Annotated in this window: 18 protein-coding genes; 15 read left to right on the top strand and 3 right to left on the bottom strand. The window is 44.5% G+C overall.

Annotated features, from left to right (window positions below):
- Positions 1-103: 103 nt before the first annotated feature.
- Together ACFSUO_RS12645 and rnhC are read right to left on the bottom strand one after the other, a co-directional pair.
- A complete protein-coding gene (locus tag ACFSUO_RS12645) occupies positions 104-319 on the bottom strand; it encodes a DUF6366 family protein (RefSeq protein WP_382394625.1) in 216 nt (71 codons plus the stop codon).
- A 313-nt stretch (positions 320-632) separates the two neighbouring features.
- Positions 633-1,565: a ribonuclease HIII gene (gene rnhC, locus ACFSUO_RS12640; protein ID WP_382394623.1), complete on the bottom strand. Its 933-nt coding sequence runs from the start codon at positions 1,563-1,565 to the stop codon at positions 633-635.
- 135 nt (positions 1,566-1,700) lie between these two features.
- Here rnhC and zapA point away from each other — a divergent pair, with 135 nt between their 5' ends.
- The 12 genes from zapA to uvrC all read left to right on the top strand — a co-directional run bounded on the left by zapA (position 1,701) and on the right by uvrC (position 14,989).
- Positions 1,701-1,964 (top strand): cell division protein ZapA, encoded by a 264-nt coding sequence (gene zapA, locus ACFSUO_RS12635; protein WP_382394621.1) that lies wholly within the window; start codon positions 1,701-1,703, stop codon positions 1,962-1,964.
- A gap of 1 nt (position 1,965) precedes the next feature.
- Positions 1,966-2,523, top strand: coding sequence for a CvpA family protein (locus ACFSUO_RS12630; protein ID WP_382394619.1), 558 nt, complete (start codon positions 1,966-1,968; stop codon positions 2,521-2,523).
- Between the two features lie 120 nt (positions 2,524-2,643).
- On the top strand, positions 2,644-4,365 hold the full coding sequence (polX, locus tag ACFSUO_RS12625; RefSeq protein ID WP_382394867.1) for a DNA polymerase/3'-5' exonuclease PolX: 1,722 nt from the start codon (positions 2,644-2,646) through the stop codon (positions 4,363-4,365).
- Between the two features lie 226 nt (positions 4,366-4,591).
- Entirely contained in the window at positions 4,592-6,934 is a 2,343-nt protein-coding gene (locus ACFSUO_RS12620; RefSeq protein WP_382394617.1) for an endonuclease MutS2, read from the top strand.
- A 23-nt stretch (positions 6,935-6,957) separates the two neighbouring features.
- Complete coding sequence (locus ACFSUO_RS12615) at positions 6,958-7,371, top strand: DUF350 domain-containing protein (protein ID WP_382394615.1); 414 nt, start codon at positions 6,958-6,960, stop codon at positions 7,369-7,371.
- Positions 7,372-7,547: 176 nt separating this feature from the next.
- The gene (locus tag ACFSUO_RS12610) at positions 7,548-9,248 is read left to right on the top strand and encodes an AMP-binding protein (RefSeq protein WP_382394613.1); all 1,701 of its coding nucleotides are present in this window, start codon (positions 7,548-7,550) and stop codon (positions 9,246-9,248) included.
- 122 nt (positions 9,249-9,370) lie between these two features.
- Entirely contained in the window at positions 9,371-9,964 is a 594-nt protein-coding gene (locus ACFSUO_RS12605) for a TetR/AcrR family transcriptional regulator (protein WP_382394611.1), read from the top strand.
- Between the two features lie 14 nt (positions 9,965-9,978).
- Positions 9,979-10,752, top strand: coding sequence for an enoyl-CoA hydratase (locus tag ACFSUO_RS12600; protein ID WP_382394609.1), 774 nt, complete (start codon positions 9,979-9,981; stop codon positions 10,750-10,752).
- 72 nt (positions 10,753-10,824) lie between these two features.
- Positions 10,825-11,598, top strand: a complete 774-nt coding sequence (locus tag ACFSUO_RS12595) for an electron transfer flavoprotein subunit beta/FixA family protein (RefSeq protein ID WP_382394607.1) — start codon at positions 10,825-10,827, stop codon at positions 11,596-11,598.
- A 37-nt stretch (positions 11,599-11,635) separates the two neighbouring features.
- Complete coding sequence (locus ACFSUO_RS12590) at positions 11,636-12,607, top strand: electron transfer flavoprotein subunit alpha/FixB family protein (RefSeq protein ID WP_382394605.1); 972 nt, start codon at positions 11,636-11,638, stop codon at positions 12,605-12,607.
- Between the two features lie 126 nt (positions 12,608-12,733).
- A complete protein-coding gene (gene trxA / locus ACFSUO_RS12585; RefSeq protein WP_382394603.1) occupies positions 12,734-13,051 on the top strand; it encodes a thioredoxin in 318 nt (105 codons plus the stop codon).
- Between the two features lie 144 nt (positions 13,052-13,195).
- Positions 13,196-14,989, top strand: a complete 1,794-nt coding sequence (uvrC, locus tag ACFSUO_RS12580) for an excinuclease ABC subunit UvrC (RefSeq protein ID WP_382394601.1) — start codon at positions 13,196-13,198, stop codon at positions 14,987-14,989.
- A gap of 33 nt (positions 14,990-15,022) precedes the next feature.
- Here uvrC and ACFSUO_RS12575 read toward each other — a convergent pair whose 3' ends face one another.
- Positions 15,023-15,457: a YslB family protein gene (locus tag ACFSUO_RS12575; protein ID WP_382394599.1), complete on the bottom strand. Its 435-nt coding sequence runs from the start codon at positions 15,455-15,457 to the stop codon at positions 15,023-15,025.
- A gap of 285 nt (positions 15,458-15,742) precedes the next feature.
- Here ACFSUO_RS12575 and ACFSUO_RS12570 point away from each other — a divergent pair, with 285 nt between their 5' ends.
- From ACFSUO_RS12570 to sdhB, 3 genes are read left to right on the top strand one after another with little or no spacing between them, the layout of a single operon-like run.
- Entirely contained in the window at positions 15,743-16,363 is a 621-nt protein-coding gene (locus ACFSUO_RS12570; RefSeq protein WP_382394597.1) for a succinate dehydrogenase cytochrome b558 subunit, read from the top strand.
- Positions 16,364-16,390: 27 nt separating this feature from the next.
- Entirely contained in the window at positions 16,391-18,154 is a 1,764-nt protein-coding gene (sdhA, locus tag ACFSUO_RS12565) for a succinate dehydrogenase flavoprotein subunit (protein ID WP_382394595.1), read from the top strand.
- A gap of 2 nt (positions 18,155-18,156) precedes the next feature.
- Positions 18,157-18,921 carry a succinate dehydrogenase iron-sulfur subunit gene (sdhB, locus tag ACFSUO_RS12560; protein WP_382394593.1) on the top strand — a complete coding sequence of 255 codons (765 nt, stop codon included), beginning with the start codon at positions 18,157-18,159 and terminating at the stop codon, positions 18,919-18,921.
- Positions 18,922-19,037 lie beyond the last annotated feature (116 nt).

Below are 19,037 nucleotides of genomic sequence, written 5' to 3'. Positions count from 1 at the left end.
CTTTCTGTTTAGAAAATAAAGGTCATTCGGGGTAAATTTCTTCCACAATATGGCCCGTTTGCGGAAGACCAATTTTACTTTTTGTTATTATGCTAAAGCGTCTTTAACGGAGGAATAAGGCATAAATTATAAATCCAAATATTATTATTAGAATCAGTATTCCAGTGCCTTTCCACCCTAAACTTCCTACTAAATCAACAAGACTTCCATTAGAACCTCTATTTAGTGAATCATTCAAATTTCCAGTTGGGTTGTTTTTCCATTCTTGTTGTCTCAGTCTCTCCCTTCTTTCTTCAGGTATTTCTTTGTCTTTGTCCATTTCAAGCCCCTTTCCATAAAGAATGTTGATACGTTTCTTTAAGACCTTTTCATTACAATCTTTAGATTTATTTTAACATAAATATTCAGAATACCTGGTTAAAATAAAAAAATAGCGTACTAAATTTTATGTGATTTAGTACGCTAAATATAATGTGATTTTATACCTTCTCCACCGTAATTAAACTTCTCTTTTTTCATGGATGCTTTTGAACCTTTATTATTTTTCATCACCGTAGTTACCATACTCGTCGCGTTGCGGGCTATTTCGGCGAAGGGTACGCTCCAAGAAATAGGTTAGAAAAATAGCTTCATTATAAGCGTGCTAAGGCTTTCTTTGTGTTGGCAAAGTGGGTTTTGGCACATTTCTCGAGCATGTTTTTTCCGTTTGCCTTAATGACCCTGGCTGCCGCCTGATCCACTTTGCCTGAGGCACCTTTGGGCAGCGTTGCACCTGTTTTTGCAGAAAGTTTGTCAAGTTCGTTCAGAAAACTGGTTCTGGCAATGATGGAGGCTGCTGCTACGGCGATGGAATAACTTTCCGCCTTTGTCATGAAATACGTTTTTTCATGTAATTGCTGCTGCTCAGTTCCAATATGGCGTTTATAAATCCCGGGTTCACAGAACTGGTCAATGAGAATGCCGTCGGGTGTTTCTGCCTTCTTGTCTTTCAGCACGTTATCAATTGCGTGATGATGGAGCATAGCCTTCATTTTGCCCTGAGACCATTTCTTTCGCTGCAGCTGGTTATACCGCTCATTATGCAATATCATCAGTGAGTAAGGGAGTTCAAGTTTCATCAGATCCCCAGCGATTTTCTTGATGGTTGAATCGGTCAGGTTTTTAGAATCCTTGACACCCAATTCCTTCAGCAATTCGATTTGGTCTTTGCGCACATAAACGGCTGCAACCGTAATCGGGCCGAAGTAGTCGCCAGTCCCAGCTTCATCGGAGCCGATGTGGCTGCTGGTAAACAGTGCCTCCGGCGGGGCGAATTGTGCGTTTCCCTCGTTATTTTTTTGCCTGTGCTTCGGTGTACTGCTAGCAGCATCTGCCCATTTTCCCGCTTCAGCTGCAGGATCCTTACCTTGAAACAGCACTTTTCCGGATTTATAAGTAGTTATCACCGCGTTTGGTGTTTTTGCGCGAAACACAGCCCCCTGTGGCGTGGACTGCAGGCTGTTCTTGTAATAGGTTTTCATATTTTCCACTGTATCGAGTGGCATCGTATATACTTGTTGCGGCATGCCTGTACCTCCATTCATATCCTGTTTAAACTATAGCAAAAGGAGCATTCATTGAAAAGAACATTTGTATTTCCCCATTAGCGGTCTTTGTGTTACGATAAAATGGATTATTTTCGTTTGTAGGGAGGGTGCCTTGTGACCCAGAACGATAAAACACGAGAAACCGTTGAAATATATAACAGATATTATACCGTTGTCGGCAATGAAAGTTCCAGTCATGTCCGTCTGGTTGCAAGCCAGGTTGACCAGAAAATGCGTGAAATCCATGATGCTAATCAGCAGCTTACGTCAACAGAGCTTGCTGTTCTTACTGCGGTCAATACCATGAGCGATTATATGAAGCTGAAAGAAGAATATGCGGCGTTACTAGGATCAACATATAAGAAAGAGGACAAGTAGCATGATAGATCTCATTTTAATTGCTTTATTAGCTTTCGGTTTTTTAATTGGTTTAAAAAGAGGCTTTATTTTACAGGCATTCCACTTGATCGGGTTTATCGCTGCATTCATTCTTGCCGCCCTCTATTATGACAAGCTGGCACCAAGACTGGCACTCTGGATACCATATCCAGAATTGGAAAACAGTGGTGCTTGGGCAGACTTTTTGGAGTCACTACCCCTTGAAGGTGCTTTTTACAATGCCATTGCATTTGCGATTATCTTTTTTGCCACTAAAATAATTCTGCAAATTATTGCTTCCATGCTTGACTTTGTCGCTGAACTGCCGATACTCCACGCTGTCAACCGGTGGCTTGGTGCTGTGCTGGGATTTGCTGAGGTTTACCTGCTGATTTTCATTGTTTTATACATATTGGCACTGACACCCGTTTCAGAAATCCAGGCGTGGATCAATCAATCAGCAGTTGCGTTGTTTATTGTTGAACACACCCCGTTTCTATCGGAGCAAGTGAAATCGCTGTGGTTCACCCACATGAATGAGATGGTTGATTTTAGTTGAGCAGGAAAGGTACGAGGCTGGTTTGACATACCGGGATGAACGCAGAAGTCTCCCGGTAATGGATCAGTCTTTTTTCATGCGGATGGCAAAATGGACAATAATAGAAAAAAGGTGAGAGAAATGACGGTAAACAAAAAAGATGTCATTAAACTGTTGGAAAGAATAGCGCTCTATCTGGAACTGAAAGGAGAAAATCCGTTTAAAATTTCAGCCTACCGGAAAGCTGCACAGGCACTTGAACGAGATGATCGTTCCATTGCCGATATCGATGATTTCACAAAAATGAAAGGGATTGGGAAAGGAACCGGTGCTGTCATTGAGTCCTACATTCAGAATGGAACTTCCGAAACGTTGACAGAATTGGAGAAAGAAGTTCCGGAAGGGCTGATCCCGTTATTAAATCTGCCTGGACTGGGCGGAAAGAAACTGTCCAAAATCTATCAGGAGCTGGGTGTGACGGATGCTGAGTCACTCAGACAGGCATGTGAAAATGGACAAGTTGAATCATTGGAAGGCTTTGGGAAAAAATCTGCGGAAAAAATAATCACTGCGCTGGAAGAAGCTAACAAGCGCCCGGAACGGCTACCGATCGCTTATATGCTACCGCTTGCTGAAAGAATGGAACAGTATCTCGATTCCATAAGGGAAATTAATAAATTCTCACGAGCAGGCAGTTTAAGGCGGATGCGTGAAACAGTGAGGGATATTGACTTTATCATTGCCTCTGAGGACCCTGCTGCTGTCCGTGATCAGCTCCTTGAACTGGAACAGATAAAAGAAGTGATTGCACAAGGGGAAACAAAAGTATCCCTTGTTCTGGCTGATGTTTATGATGTGAATGTGGACTTCCGGATTGTTGCCCCAGAGGAATTTGCGGCAACCCTCCACCATTTTACCGGATCCAAAGATCACAATGTGTCCATGAGACAGCTTGCAAAGGCCAGAGGCGAAAAAATCAACGAGTATGGTGTAGAATCTGAAGAAACTGGTGAAATAACGACATTCGCCAGCGAACAGCAGTTGTTCCACCATTTTGGTTTGCATTATATTCCGCCTGAAGTACGGGAAAATACTGGTGAGGTGGAAGCATTTCGCGAATCTGTCTCCCTGATCGAACTGAGTGATATCCGTGGGGATTTGCATATGCATACAACATGGAGTGACGGCGGACAATCCATTGAGGAAATGGTGAATCGTGCCCGGAGTAAACAGTACGATCATATTACCATAACAGATCACTCGAAGTTTCTGAGGGTTGCGAATGGGTTGACGGAAGCAAGGCTCAGAAGACAGCGGGAAGAAATTGACCGCTTGAATGAAAAATATGACGATATCCATATCTTCGCTGGCGTGGAAATGGACATATTACCTGATGGCACACTGGACTTTGATGATTCATTCCTGCAGGAGCTGGATTTCGTTATTGGAGCTATTCACTCGAGCTTTAATCAGTCACAGGAGAAAATTATGGCAAGACTGTTTGCTGCTCTGGAAAATCCATATGTGTCCCTGATTGCTCATCCGACAGGTAGACTTATCGGACGCCGCGAGGGCTACCGTGTCGACATTGACCGGCTGATTGAACGGGCAGGGGAGACGGGTACAGCACTGGAAATCAACGCTAACCCCAACAGGCTGGATCTGTCCAGTCACTGGGCGTACCGGGCACAGGAAGCCGGGGTTAAAATTGCCATTAATACCGATGCCCATGATTATGCTATGCTTGATCACATGAAGTATGGTGTCGCAACAGCCCGAAAAGGTTGGCTGCACAAAGAAACCGTTCTAAATACATGGCCGACGGAAAAATTGAAGGCATTCATGAATCCTGGCAGAAACTGATATGACAGCAGGGGTCCTATAAGTGCGTGTTCAAAAAGGAGGATAAAAAGGACCGAGAATTTCGAGGCGGCGCAAGCTCCCGAGTAGCGGAGTGTATGCAAATGAATACATGAGCACCGGAAAAGCAAGCCAACGAAGAAATTCGATGTGTCATTATTACCGGACTGTTTGAACAACCTCTATAAAACCCGACAGGCTGAACTACTTGTAAAAGGGGATCATCCTGATGAATGAACAAATACTAAAAACGCTTGAATTCGATAAAATAGTCAATGAATTGAAAAGTCGGGCAGCAACATATGCAGGAAAAGAACTGGCAACCGGGCTGAAGCCTGCAAGTGCCATTGAAAAGGTTAATGAAATGCAGGCTGAGACGGATGAGGCATGCCAGATTTTTCGGCTGAATATGGATGTTCCGTTGGGCGGTATAGCGGACATCCGGGCGAGTGTCAAGCGGAGTGTTATTGGCGGCGTACTGACGGCAGAAGAATGTCTTGACGTTTCCAATACGCTTTATGCTGTTCGGCGGCTAAAGACATTCTTTGAACAGCTGGAGGAACCTTTGCCGCTTTTACAGGAACTTGGCGAACAGCTCGTAACGATACGCAGCCTGGAAACCAGCATCAATAGCTGTATTGACGACAACGGCCATATTATGGACAGTGCATCTGTCAAACTCCGGGGAATCCGTTCATCCATCCGCAGCAACGAAAGCAAAGTGCGTGACAAGCTCGACAATTATACAAAATCAAAAAGTAAAATGCTGTCTGATGCCATCATTACGATCCGCAATGAACGGTATGTCCTGCCAGTAAAACAGGAATACCGTGGTGCGGTAGGTGGAATTGTGCATGACCAGTCCACATCCGGTGCTACATTGTTCATGGAACCACAGGCAGTTGTCGACCTTAATAACGAACTGCAGGAAGCCAGAGCCAAAGAAAAACACGAAATGGACCGGATCCTCCGGGAGCTAAGTGGCAATATTGCTGACAATGAAGCAGCCCTTGCGGAAAATGTGCGCATACTTGCCCATATTGACTTTATAGCAGCACGGGGGAAATGGAGCAGGGATAAGCGCGCTGTCATGCCGGTCATGAATGACAGTGGCAGGATAAAGATGACTCAGGTACGGCATCCGCTCATCCCACCGGAAGAAGTCGTGCCGAATGATGTTGAACTCGGGCAAGATTATACCTCAATCGTCATTACCGGTCCAAACACTGGCGGGAAAACAGTGACACTTAAGACGATTGGGCTGTGCACATTAATGGCACAGTCCGGCCTGCAGGTTCCTGCCGATGAAGGATGTGAGATGGCAGTTTTTGAAGATATTTTTGCCGATATTGGTGATGAACAGTCCATTGAACAAAACTTGAGTACATTCTCATCCCATATGACAAATATCGTATCGATACTGGATCAGGTGAATTCCAAATCACTAGTGCTGTTTGACGAACTTGGCGCTGGGACAGACCCGCAGGAAGGTGCAGCTCTTGCGATGTCCATCCTTGATGATGTTATGTCGCGAGGTGCACGGGTTGTAGCTACAACACATTATCCTGAGCTGAAAGCATACGGCTTTAACCGTGACAATGCAGTCAACGCCTCGGTTGAATTCGATGTGGAGTCACTGAGGCCGACTTACCGCCTGCTGATTGGCGTACCTGGGCGCAGCAATGCTTTTGAAATTTCCGCGCGGCTTGGCCTTGACCAGTCGATTATCGAGCAGGGGAAAAGTCATATTGGTACGGATTCCAAAAGTGTGGAAAATATGATTGCCTCTCTCGAACAGTCGAAGCGTCAGGCAGAAGCATCCTATGAGAAAGCGCAGGAAGTGCTGACGGAAAGCGAAAAGCTGCATGAAGAATTGAAAAAAGCGTGGAACCAGTTTGAAGATAAACGGGAAACGCTTTATAAAAAAGCAGAAGAAAAAGCGGACAAAGCACTGCAGAAAGCACGGGAAGAAGCGGAGGCAATTGTTGATGAGATCCGAAATATGAAAACAGATGCCCAGCTGAAAGACCATGAGTGGATTGAAGCCCGGAAGATGCTGGAAGAGGCACAACCTGATTTATCATCCAAAAAGTCCCAAACCAATAAAAAGCAAACCGGTCCGCAACGCGAACTCCACCCGGGTGATGAAGTAAAGCTTATGTCAGCGAATCAGCAGGGCACCATTATTGAAAAAATCAATGTGAATGAATACCTCGTCCAGGTTGGCATTATGAAGGTCAAAGTAAAAAGCAATGACCTGAAGTTTCTGCAGCAGCAGTCAACTGTCACCGAAAAACCACTCACCACCGTTAAAGGTTCAAGCCATCATGTGAGGACAGAACTTGATTTGCGCGGAGAACGTTATGAGGACGCACTTGAGCAGCTGGAAAAGTACATTGACGATGCACTGCTGGCTGGATATTCATCTGTTTCAATCATTCATGGTAAAGGCACTGGAGCGCTCCGGAAAGGTGTTAATACTGTCGCTAAAAAACATCCGCGTGTGGCTTCCGCAAGGCCGGGAAAAGAAGGAGAAGGTGGCAGCGGAGTGACGGTTCTGGAACTGACGTAGCATAATGGGGGAGGGGGAGAACCATGAGTGGCTTCTGGGACAATATTCTTGTAGAAACAGCCGCCAGATACAGTGCTGTTGTTCTGTGTACCATTGTATTTTTAGCGGTGTTCGAGTTTGCCACCTCCTACCGTAACTGGGAGGAAATAAAGCGGGGCAATCTGGCTGTAGCGATGGCAACAGGCGGGAAAATCATTGGGATAGCTGTTGTTTTTAAGTACTCAATTGAGCATAATGATACCATTATCCAAAGCATGGGCTGGGGGGCGTTTGGATTCGCCCTGCTGTTGTCCGGCTATATTATCTTTGAATTCTTAACACCGGCCATCAAAATCGATGAAGAAATCGGGAAAGGAAATAAGGCAGTAGGTCTGATTGCCATGCTGATATCTATTGGGTTATCATTCGTCATTGGGGCGAGTATTGGGGGAGGTTAACATGTTTCTTGATAAATTGGCGAAATACATGATTGTTGTCGCGGTTTTATTTTTGGTGATTGGGATTGTGTATGTGATGCTGTAACACGTAATTTAAAACTTTTTTCAGTAAAAATTGCAAAAAGTGCAAATTAATCGGTATAATGGGAGTATGCTATTATTAAAGGAGGTATATGATGACCGAAACAAGGCGCTGGCATACCCATTATCCGAATGAGATTCCTTTGTCAATCGAGTATGAAGAGAAGCCATTGCATGCGTTTTTGGAAGAGACTGCTGAAGTGTATCCAAAAAGGAAAGCGCTTCACTTTATGGGGAAAGAACTGACGTTTGCTAATGTTCTCTCGCAGGCCAGAAAGGTGGCGAGTTTACTGCAGTCGCTTGGCCTTCAAAAGGGTGATCGTGTCGCTATCATGCTGCCAAACTGTCCACAGTCCGTCATCAGTTACTATGGAACATTAATGGCGGGCGGAATTGTTGTGCAGACAAATCCGCTGTATAAGGAGCGGGAATTGGAATACCAGCTGAATGATTCCGGTGCGTCGTTTATTATTTGTCTGGATGTTCTCTTCCCCAGAGTTTCCAATGTACGCAGCAAAACGGAACTGCAACATGTCATTGTAACCGGCATCAAGGACTATCTGCCATTTCCCAAGAACCTCATCTATCCATTTATTCAACGGAAGGAATATAAAAGTATTGTGGAAGTCGAGCCAACAGATGACACGCACGACTGGGGTACAGTGATGGACAGCCGAGATGAAAATTATACTCCCATAGCTGTCGATGCAAAGGAAGATTTGGCACTTTTGCAGTATACCGGCGGCACCACCGGGCATCCCAAGGGGGTCATGCTTACCCATTCCAATCTTGCGGCGAACTGTCAGATGTCCCGAAAATGGCTCCATCAAGCTACACCTGGTGAGGAGACGATTTTGGGTGTTTTGCCATTTTTCCATGTGTACGGGATGACTGCGGTCATGAACATGTCAATTATGTATGGGTTCAAAATGATTTTAATGCCAAAATTTGATGCCGGAGATGTGCTCAAGACAATTCAAAAACAAAAGCCAACCATGTTTCCAGGTGCACCGACGATCTATGTCGGGCTGCTTAACCATCCTGACCTGGAGAAATACGACTTATCCTCTATTGAAGCCTGCATCAGTGGTTCAGCCCCATTGCCGAGTGAGGTTCAGTCCCAATTTGAAAAAGTGACCAATGGAAAACTTGTCGAAGGCTACGGCTTAACCGAGACGTCACCGGTAACCCACGCCAATTTTGTATGGGGAAAACGTGTGGCCGGCAGTATCGGCGTTCCATGGCCTGATACGGATGCCAAAGTTATAAATATGGAATCCGGGGAAGAAGCAGTAATTGGGGAGGTTGGTGAAATTGCTGTTAAAGGACCGCAAGTGATGCGGGGATACTGGAACAATCAGGAGGAAACAGACCGGGTTTTGCGGGATGGATGGTTTTTCACCGGGGATATGGGTTACATGGATGAACATGGTTTCTTTTATATCGCCGACCGTAAAAAAGACATGATTATTGCCGGTGGCTATAATATTTATCCCCGGGAAGTAGAAGAAGTGCTGTATGAACATGAAGCAATACAGGAAGCTGTTGTTGCAGGCATTCCAGATCCTTATCGCGGAGAAACGGTGAAGGCATATGTCGTATTAAAATCAGGTTATGCCGATGTAGAAGAAAAAGATTTGGACACATTCTGCCGGAGCAGACTTGCAACATTCAAAGTGCCAAGGATTTATGAGTTTCGAAATGAACTGCCAAAAACAGCAGTCGGAAAAATCTTACGCAGAAACTTGGTGGAAGAAGATAAAGAAAGGAATAAAGAGAAAGGTGAAAAAGTGTAAGGCTTTCTTTTTTTGACGAATAATGAGACAAGCTGGTCGTTGACATTTTTCTGTATTATTTGTAAAATAAATTTATGAATGATTATTCATTCATCACGTATAATGGCCATGAGGAGATAACCATGAAGAAACAGAGACCAAAATATAAACAAATTATTGAAGCAGCAGTGGAAGTGATTGCTGATAATGGCTACCACGCTTCACAAGTTTCCAAGATTGCTAAAAAAGCCGGGGTAGCTGACGGGACGATATATCTTTATTTCAAAAATAAAGAGGATATTCTTATATCTGTGTTTGAAGAGAAGATGGGGCAGTTTATTGAGCAAATTGTCGATAGCATCAGTAATAAGAATAATGCCAACGACAAATTGCTGACACTGATAGAAATGCACTTCCGCCAGCTAACGGCAGATCACCATCTGGCCATCGTTACGCAGTTGGAATTACGGCAGTCAAACGCAGAACTCCGACAGAAAATTAATCAGATTTTAAAGCCCTATTTGGTAGTTATTGATGATATAATTGCAGAGGGAACGGAGCAAGGAATCTTTCGTGATGGACTGAATGTTCCACTCATCAGACAGATGATTTTCGGAACTTTGGATGAAATCGTGACCAACTGGGTCATGAAAGAGCAGAAATATGACCTCGCCGAGCAGGCGCCAGTTGTACATGCGTTCATCACGGATGGTCTCTCCGTTAAACATAAACATTAGAGAGGGGGATTGGCTTGGCTGTTATCAACTATGAAGTGAAGAACCAAATTGCGGTGCTGACAATTCAAAGCCCACCCGCGAACGCACTGTCTGTTTATCTATTGAACAGCCTCGAAGACACGTTGGACAAAATTGAAAACGATACCAGCGTAAAAGCGATTGTATTGAAAGGGGAAGGCAAATTCTTTTCTGCTGGGGCAGATATTAAAGAGTTCACTTCCCTGGAAAGTGCCTCTGACTATCAGTCTTTGTCAGAGAGAGGCCAGAAGCTCTTTAATAGGATTGAACATTTTCCGATTCCGGTCATTGCAGCCATTCACGGCGCTGCTCTGGGTGGAGGTCTGGAACTGGCTATGGCATGTCATATCCGTATTGGCGCTGAAAATGCCAAATTTGGCTTGCCGGAGACTACCCTTGGCATTATTCCCGGATTTGCCGGAACACAGCGACTGCCACGATTTGTCGGAGCCGCGAAAGCATATGAAATGATTTTGAGCGGGCAGCCGATTAAAGGGGAAGAGGCCAAAGCGAATGGACTTCTTAACCAGGCTGTTGATGAGGAGGCTGTTTTTGACACAGCATACAGCCTTGCTGAAAATATTGCAGCGAAAAGCAGGGTCTCTATCAATGCAGTCATGAAATTGGTTCCATATGCCAAAACTGAACAATTTCAGCAAGGCGTCCAGGAAGAAGCGAAAGCATTTGCGGATATTTTTGGTTCAGAGGATGCGAAAGAAGGTGTGCAGGCTTTTATTGAAAAGCGCAAACCGGAATTCAAAGATAAATAGATTACGGCAGATGCCGGGTCGTATAACTTACCCCAACCGGCGATGCCGATATCAACAAAGGGAGGATGACAAATGAACATATACGTATTGCTGAAAAGAACATTTGATACAGAGGAAAAAATTGTGGTATCTGATGGACAGATTGAGGATGAGGGTGCAGAATACATCATTAATCCATATGACGAGTATGCGGTTGAGGAAGCAATTAACCAGCGGGATGCACATGGCGGTGAAGTAACCGTTGTCACTGTTGGTGATGAGGAAGCAGAGAAACAGTTGCGTACAGCACTAGCCATGGGTGCCGACAAGGCTGTGTTAATTAATACAGAAGAAGATCTGGAAGAAGGGGACCAGTTCACGACAGCCAAGGTTCTGGAGGCCTATTTTGACGATAAAGAGGCCGATCTGATTCTGGCAGGCAACGTTGCCATAGATGAAGCGAGTGGTCAGGTTGGGCCGCGCCTTGCCGAAAGCATGGGAATCAGCTGCATTACAACCATCACCGCGTTAGAAATTGACGGTGAAACAGCAAAGATAGATAAAGATGTGGAAGGCGATGTAGAGAAGATTGAAACATCTTTACCTTTATTGGCAACGTGTCAGCAAGGACTGAACGATCCAAGGTATCCATCATTGCCCGGTATCATGAAGGCAAAGAAAAAGCCACTGGAAGAATTGGAGCTGGATGATCTGGATCTTGATGAAGAAGACGTTGAGGCAAAAACAGAAACAGTGGATATATTCCTCCCGCCTGAAAAAGAAGCAGGCCGGATTCTGGAAGGGGAAGTTGATGAACAGGTGAAGGAATTGGTTTCCCTCTTGAAAGACGATAAAAAAGTGCTATAAGTGCGTGTGAATTTTTACATTGGAAAGGAGAAGGAGTATGGGCAAAAAATTACTCGTCATAGGCGAAGCAAGAGATGGTGTATTGCGGAATGTAACATTTGAGGCTATTGCTGCCGCAAAAAAAATAGATGCAGATGGGGAAGTCGTCGGCATGCTGTGCGGAGACACTGGGCTGAGCGAACAAGCCCAGGAAATGATTTATTATGGAGCAGATCGTGCTGTTACCGTTGAACATGAAAATTTGAAAACCTATACATCGGAAGGATACGGACAGGCGGTTATGGCTGTTGCAGAAGATGAGTCACCGGATGCCATTATAATGGGGCATACAGCAATTGGGAAGGATTTGACCCCAAAAGTCGCAAGCAAGCTCGATTCAGGCCTGATTTCGGATGCAACCAGCATTGAACAAGAGGATGATAACACGGTATTCGTCAGACCGATATATTCCGGTAAAGCATTTGAGAAAAAGGTGATTACAAGCGGACTTACATTTGCGACCATCCGGCCGAATAATATCAAGCCGCTTGAACGTGATGCGTCCCGGTCAGGGGAAGTGACCGAACAAGAGGTGGACGTGAAGGACATCCGCACGGTAATCAAGGATGTTATCCGTAAAGCTTCGGAAGGTGTTGATTTGTCTGAAGCAAATGTCATTGTTGCCGGCGGGCGCGGAGTAAAAAGCGAAGAAGGTTTCAAGCCGCTGTATGAATTGGCAGAAGTCTTGGGTGGTGCAGTAGGGGCTTCCCGCGGTGCTTGTGATGCCGAATACTGTGATTACTCACTTCAAATCGGGCAGACAGGCAAGGTTGTCACCCCAGATCTTTATATTGCTGTCGGTATTTCCGGTGCAATCCAGCATCTTGCCGGAATGTCGAACTCGAAAGTAATTGTGGCCATTAACAAAGATCCGGAATCAAACATTTTCAATGTGGCTGACTATGGTATTGTTGGGGATCTGTTTGAAGTGATTCCAGCATTGACAGAGGAAATTAAAAAAGTAAAATAAACCTGCAAAAGGTCTGATCGAAAACGGTCAGACCTTTTCACTGATGGTATAAGCAAAGTATTCGCGAGCACATACTAACGATGATATACTAAAATGCACAGTTAGATGAAGAGGAGGGAAATGAAAATGGCGATTGAACATGTCACTGATCAGAATTTCACTCAACAGGTTTCTGAAGGATTAGTGCTGGCTGATTTCTGGGCACCTTGGTGCGGACCTTGCAAAATGATTGCACCAGTTCTGGAAGAAATTGATGGTGAAATGGAAGATAAAGTGCAAATTGTGAAACTTGATGTGGATGAGAATCAGGAAACAGCCGGTAAGTACGGTGTGATGAGCATCCCTACACTGCTATTATTCAAAAATGGAGAGGTCGTTGATCAAGTTGTCGGATTCCAGCCTAAGGAAGCGTTGGTCGACTTGATTAACAAACATGCTTCGTAAGTTTATAATCGTATAGGCAGTGTTTACATAATCCCTTGTTACAATAAGTGACAAGGGGTTATTTATAGAGGTTATTCAAAAAGGCGGATCTTTTTGAACAGCCTCCTATAGTTGTGAAAATGTGTTCAGGGGATGAAATTGCCAATGAATCAGCAAATAAATGAAAAATTAGCTGTGCTTCCATCACAGCCTGGATGCTACCTGATGAAAGATAAGCATGGAACCGTTATATATGTGGGAAAGTCTAAAATGCTCAAGAATAGGGTGCGTTCGTATTTTACCGGGGCAAATGATAAAAAGACCCAGCGCCTTGTACAGGAAATAATAGATTTTGAATATATTGTCACAACTTCAGAGATGGAAGCGCTGATCCTGGAAATGAATTTAATTAAAAAGTATGATCCGAAATACAACGTCCTGTTAAAAGATGATAAGACATATCCCTATTTGAAAATAACGTCTGAACGGCATCCAAGACTTTTAATTACGCGAAATGTTAAAAAGGATAAAGGAAAATATTTTGGTCCATACCCGAACGTTCTGGCAGCCAAGGAGACGAAAAGACTCCTTGATAAATTGTACCCACTGCGTAAATGCAACAATCCTCCGGGCCGCGTCTGCCTGTACTATCATATGGGACAGTGCCTGGCATGCAGTGAGAAGCCTGCAACAGAGGAAACGTATAAGGAAATTATCCAGGATATCACATCTTTTCTTCATGGGGGTCATAAAGAAATTAAGCGGGATTTGACCGGTAAAATGCACGAAGCAAGTGAGGCGCTTAATTTTGAGCGGGCGAAGGAATTACGTGATCTGATTCAGCATATTGAGTCCGTTATGGAGCAGCAGCGGATGACACTGAACGATCGGACCGACCGGGACATCTTCGGTTACAGCTATGACAAAGGCTGGATGTGTGTGCAAGTCTTTTTTGTCCGTCAGGGTAAGCTGATTGAGCGGGACGTTTCTATTTTTCCATTTTTTGATGACCCGGATGACACATTTTTAAGCTATGTCGGCAGGTTTTATTTGCATCAGCATCACTTAAAGCCGAAACAGATCCTTGTACCGATTGGGACCGAGACAGAATTATTGAAGGACCTTTTGGAGGTCAATGTGCATACACCATTCCGGGGTCGGAAAAAGCAGCTGGTCGACTTGGCCGAGAAAAATGCATCCATAGCTCTGGAGGAGAAATTTTCACTTATTGAACGGGATGAAGAACGGACAATCCAAGCAGTGGAAAAATTGGGGGAGGTCCTTCATATCGAGGTTCCCCACCGGATTGAAGCATTTGACAACTCCAATATTCAAGGGGCGGATCCGGTATCGGCGATGGTTGTGTTTACAGATGGACGTCCTGATAAAAAAGAGTACCGGAAATATAAAATAAGAAATGTGGAAGGTCCTGATGACTATGAAACGATGCGCGAAGTTATCCGGCGCCGCTATACACGTGTACTGAAAGAGGACCAGCCGCTGCCGGATTTAATTGTCGTTGATGGAGGCAAAGGCCAGATGAGTGCCGCTGTGGATGTATTGGAAAATGAGCTCGGTCTGGATATCCCCTTATGCGGACTTGCAAAAGATGAAAAACATAAGACAAGTGAATTGTTGTATGGCTCCCCGCCGGTGCCGATTGATTTGCCACGGAAGTCACAGGAATTCTATCTGGTACAACGAATTCAGGATGAGGTACACCGATTTGCCATTTCATTTCACAGGCAGTTGCGCGGAAAAAATCTGTTCCGGTCTGAACTCGATAAGATTCCGGGAGTAGGCGAGAAGCGGAGGCAGCTTCTGCTGAGTCATTTTACATCTATTCATGATATCCGTAATGCTGCAGTGGAAGAGATTACGAAATTGGGTGTTCCTCAAAATGTAGCTGAAACCATCCTTGCCCACTTGAATGATGAAAAAGGCAGTGGAACAACCTGATGTACCGGCTGTTCCAATCAACTGGACGGATGCTTAATCCGTGAAAACGGCGGAAAACTCGATCTGGTGGATTTTTTTATGTATTTCTTCTTCACATTCACATGGTCTTTGGTTGACAAGGCCTATAGACTCACTCAGAAAACCTGCTTCCAGACGGAATTCTGTATCAAGTGGCGAATTTAGGCGATAAACGATTGTATCGGCCATAAGCTGAAAGGTGAGTTCATTCTTTTTTTCTTTAACCAGTTCCAGGTGTCCCCAGCCTAATTTCTCAAACGCATAAACGATATCGGATAAGGACTGGAACTCAAATTTCCGTGCCATGTTTTTTCCCATGAAATATAGTAATGCATCTGCCTGGTTGCCAAATACATCAGGCAGACCGACATACCGGATAATGTCATAGCCTGCACCTGCTGTATGCAGTTCATCAAGTACTGTGACAGGCATTTCCTGTTTTTTTGACATGGATGTCATCCTTTCTGAAGTGACTAAAGTGTTCTTTGTCATATAGATCACTCTTTTTTTTGCTGTCCTTATTATTATCTATGGAAACGGATAAACGTGCAAGCACTGATTGGTTCATGAGGGAAAAACAATTATCACACCCTTTTCTTGACGGTTCTCAGAGATAGAAGTACAATAAATATGTCATAAATTGTACATTTTACGGGCAATAACTATACATAAGCTTTATTGTCAAAAAGGTGTACTTTTTGCAAACTAACATATCTTGACTGAGGGGGGTAACGTATGGCAGAACACCGTGAGTTTTTTTACCGCAGGCTCCATTCTCTGTTAGGGGTAATTCCTATCGGTGTATTTCTGATTCAGCACTTGGTTGTTAACCATTTTGCTGTTTATGGTGAAGAAAGTTTTAACAAAGCGGCGGGATTCATGCATGATTTGCCGTTTAGACTGGCACTGGAAATCGTTATTATTTTCCTGCCAATTTTATTTCATGCAATACTAGGGGTTTACATTGTATTTGTCGCAAAGAACAATACAAGACGATATGGTTATTTCCGTAATTGGATGTTTTATCTGCAGCGGGTAACCGGTATTGTCACCTTCGTATTTATTGCATGGCATGTTTGGGAAACGCGCGTGCAAATTGGAATGGGAAATGCAGAACTGGACTATAATCTGATGGAGAACATTTTATCTAATCCATTCATGTTCTGGTTTTATATTGTCGGTGTCATTTCAACAACGTTCCATTTTGCCAATGGACTGTGGAGCTTCATGGTATCATGGGGCATAACGCAATCACCGAAATCCCAAAAAATTGCTACATACGCCACACTGGTTGTATTCCTGGCTATCAGCTATATCGGTGTGCGGGCATTAATTCAATTTGCTTACGGAGTTTAATACAGAAATAGGGAGTGAGCATTCCAAATGAGTAACCGAAAAATTATCGTTGTCGGCGGCGGATTAGCCGGTCTAATGGCAACCATTAAAGCAGCTGAAGCAGGTGCAGAAGTTGACCTGTTTTCGATTGTGCCGGTAAAACGTTCTCACTCTGTGTGTGCCCAGGGCGGCATTAATGGAGCGGTTAACACAAAAGGTGAAGGGGATTCACCATGGATTCACTTTGACGATACCATTTACGGTGGTGACTTCCTCGCTAACCAGCCACCGGTAAAGGCTATGTGTGATGCCGCACCAAGCATCATTCATATGCTGGACCGGATGGGGGTTATGTTTAATCGTACTCCGGAAGGGCTGCTTGACTTCCGTCGCTTTGGTGGAACACAGCATCACCGGACTGCCTATGCCGGAGCGACCACAGGACAGCAGCTTTTGTATGCGCTGGACGAACAGGTTCGCCGTTATGAAGTAGAAGGGCTTGTTAACAAATATGAAAGCTGGGAGTTTGTTGGTGCTGTCATAGATGAGGATAATGTGGGAAGAGGCATTGTTGGACAGAATATCCGCTCACATGAAATCAAGTCATTCCCGGCGGATGCTGTCATTTTGGCATCAGGCGGACCGGGAATCATTTTCGGAAAATCAACAAACTCGATGATCAATACCGGTTCAGCCGCAAGCATCCTGTATCAGCAAGGTGCTAAATATGCCAATGGTGAATTCATTCAGATTCACCCGACCGCCATACCGGGTGATGACAAACTGCGCCTAATGAGTGAATCTGCACGTGGTGAAGGCGGACGTGTCTGGACATATAAAGATGGGGAACCATGGTATTTTCTTGAGGAGAAATACCCGGCATATGGTAACCTGGTACCGCGTGACGTTGCCACACGCGAGATTTTTGATGTCTGCGTAAACCAGAAGCTGGGTATCAATGGCGAGAACATGGTTTATCTTGATCTTTCCCATAAAGACCCGAAAGAGCTGGACGTTAAGCTGGGCGGCATTATTGAAATTTATGAGAAATTTGTCGGTGAGGATCCACGTAAAGTACCGATGAAGATTTTCCCTGCTGTCCACTATTCGATGGGTGGTCTGTGGGTTGATTATGACCAGATGACAAGCATCCCGGGTATTTTTGCTGCCGGTGAGTGTGATTTCTCACAGCATGGAGGAAATCGTCTTGGCGCCAACTCGCTGCTATCGGCCATTTATGGCGGATCTGTTGCGGGACCAAACGCGATTGAATATATCGACGGATTGGATAAGCATGTAGAAGATTTGCCATCCAAACTGTTTGAAGACAAGGAAAAAGAAGAACAAGAGAAATTTGAAAAACTGATGAAAATGGATGGCACGGAAAACGCGTACCAGATCCATAAAGAACTCGGAGAATGGATGACAGATAACGTAACCGTTGTTCGTCATAATGATAAACTGCGGGAAACAGATGAAAAGATTAAAGAATTGATGGAACGCTGGGAAAATATTAATATCAATGACACGTCCAGGTGGAACAACCAGGGTGTTATGTTCACGCGTCAGCTCGAAAGCATGCTGCAGCTTGCACGGGTTATCACAAATGGTGCCTTGAAACGCGATGAGACACGCGGTGCGCACTATAAACCGGAATTCCCGGAGCGTGATGACGAGAACTTCCTAAAAACAACCATTGCCCAGTATGACGAAAAGAATAATGAACCTGTAATTACGTATGAAGACGTGGACATTTCTCATATCAAACCACGTAAACGTGATTACACCAAAAAAAGCGAAGGGAGCAAGTGATGATGGCTGAGCAAAGTACCGTTACGTTTATTATCACCCGTCAGGACAGCCCGGAATCATCTCCTTATCAAGAGACTTTTGAAATACCATATAAAAAAAATATGAATGTTATTTCCGGACTAATGGAAATTCGTCGGAATCCGGTGAATGCAAATGGAGAAAAGACCACGCCCGTTCAATGGGACATGAACTGCCTCGAGGAAGTCTGCGGGGCTTGTTCCATGGTCATCAATGGGACAGCACGGCAATCCTGTGCTGCCCTGATTGATGAACTGGAGCAGCCAGTTAAGCTGGAACCGATGAGCACATTCCCGGTTATCCGGGACTTATTCGTTGACCGTGAACAGATGTTTGATGCACTGAAACAAGTCAAGGCATGGATTCCAATTGACGGCACACATGATCTTGGACCAGGTCCCCGAATGCCGGAGAAAAAACGGCAATGGGCATATGAATTGTCAAAATGTATGACATGCGGTGTATGTCTCGAGGCTTGTCCGAATGTGAATGACAAATCAGACTTTATCGGACCGGCTGCTTTGTCACAGGCTCGTCTGTTTAATGCACATCCAACAGGTGAGATGAACAAGAGTGAACGGCTAGAAGGATTGATGGAAGACGGCGGTGTCTCCGGTTGCAGTAACGCACAAAACTGTGTACAAGTTTGTCCAAAAGGCATTCCATTAACAACTTCTATTGCTGCTATGAACCGTGCAACAAATATCCAGTCATTTAAGAACTTCTTTGGCAGTGATCATGCGCATTAAAACTAGCAAACTTTGAAACTAATGACCCTTGCCCTCGAGGTAAGGGTTTTTTGTGCGACGGGCAGTCGCACCTAGTGTAGATTACTACACTGAACTAACTTTTAAAGGATTGGAGT

This window comes from Lentibacillus juripiscarius (genome assembly GCF_042685205.1).
Taxonomy (GTDB): domain Bacteria; phylum Bacillota; class Bacilli; order Bacillales; family Amphibacillaceae; genus Lentibacillus; species Lentibacillus juripiscarius.
Note: the sequence above shows the minus strand (reverse complement) of the source record. Positions and strands in the feature narration are given on the sequence as shown.

Coding starts and splice junctions, on each gene's coding strand:
- ACFSUO_RS12575 (WP_382394599.1), bottom strand. CDS start 15,457: ATGTCAAAAAAACAGGAAATGCCTGTCACAGTACTTGATGAACTGCAT.
- sdhA (WP_382394595.1), top strand. CDS start 16,391: ATGAGTAACCGAAAAATTATCGTTGTCGGCGGCGGATTAGCCGGTCTA.
- rnhC (WP_382394623.1), bottom strand. CDS start 1,565: ATGCCGCAACAAGTATATACGATGCCACTCGATACAGTGGAAAATATG.
- ACFSUO_RS12570 (WP_382394597.1), top strand. CDS start 15,743: ATGGCAGAACACCGTGAGTTTTTTTACCGCAGGCTCCATTCTCTGTTA.
- trxA (WP_382394603.1), top strand. CDS start 12,734: ATGGCGATTGAACATGTCACTGATCAGAATTTCACTCAACAGGTTTCT.
- ACFSUO_RS12605 (WP_382394611.1), top strand. CDS start 9,371: ATGAAGAAACAGAGACCAAAATATAAACAAATTATTGAAGCAGCAGTG.
- ACFSUO_RS12620 (WP_382394617.1), top strand. CDS start 4,592: ATGAATGAACAAATACTAAAAACGCTTGAATTCGATAAAATAGTCAAT.
- ACFSUO_RS12630 (WP_382394619.1), top strand. CDS start 1,966: ATGATAGATCTCATTTTAATTGCTTTATTAGCTTTCGGTTTTTTAATT.
- ACFSUO_RS12590 (WP_382394605.1), top strand. CDS start 11,636: ATGGGCAAAAAATTACTCGTCATAGGCGAAGCAAGAGATGGTGTATTG.
- ACFSUO_RS12615 (WP_382394615.1), top strand. CDS start 6,958: ATGAGTGGCTTCTGGGACAATATTCTTGTAGAAACAGCCGCCAGATAC.
- uvrC (WP_382394601.1), top strand. CDS start 13,196: ATGAATCAGCAAATAAATGAAAAATTAGCTGTGCTTCCATCACAGCCT.
- sdhB (WP_382394593.1), top strand. CDS start 18,157: ATGGCTGAGCAAAGTACCGTTACGTTTATTATCACCCGTCAGGACAGC.
- polX (WP_382394867.1), top strand. CDS start 2,644: ATGACGGTAAACAAAAAAGATGTCATTAAACTGTTGGAAAGAATAGCG.
- ACFSUO_RS12645 (WP_382394625.1), bottom strand. CDS start 319: ATGGACAAAGACAAAGAAATACCTGAAGAAAGAAGGGAGAGACTGAGA.
- ACFSUO_RS12595 (WP_382394607.1), top strand. CDS start 10,825: ATGAACATATACGTATTGCTGAAAAGAACATTTGATACAGAGGAAAAA.
- ACFSUO_RS12610 (WP_382394613.1), top strand. CDS start 7,548: ATGACCGAAACAAGGCGCTGGCATACCCATTATCCGAATGAGATTCCT.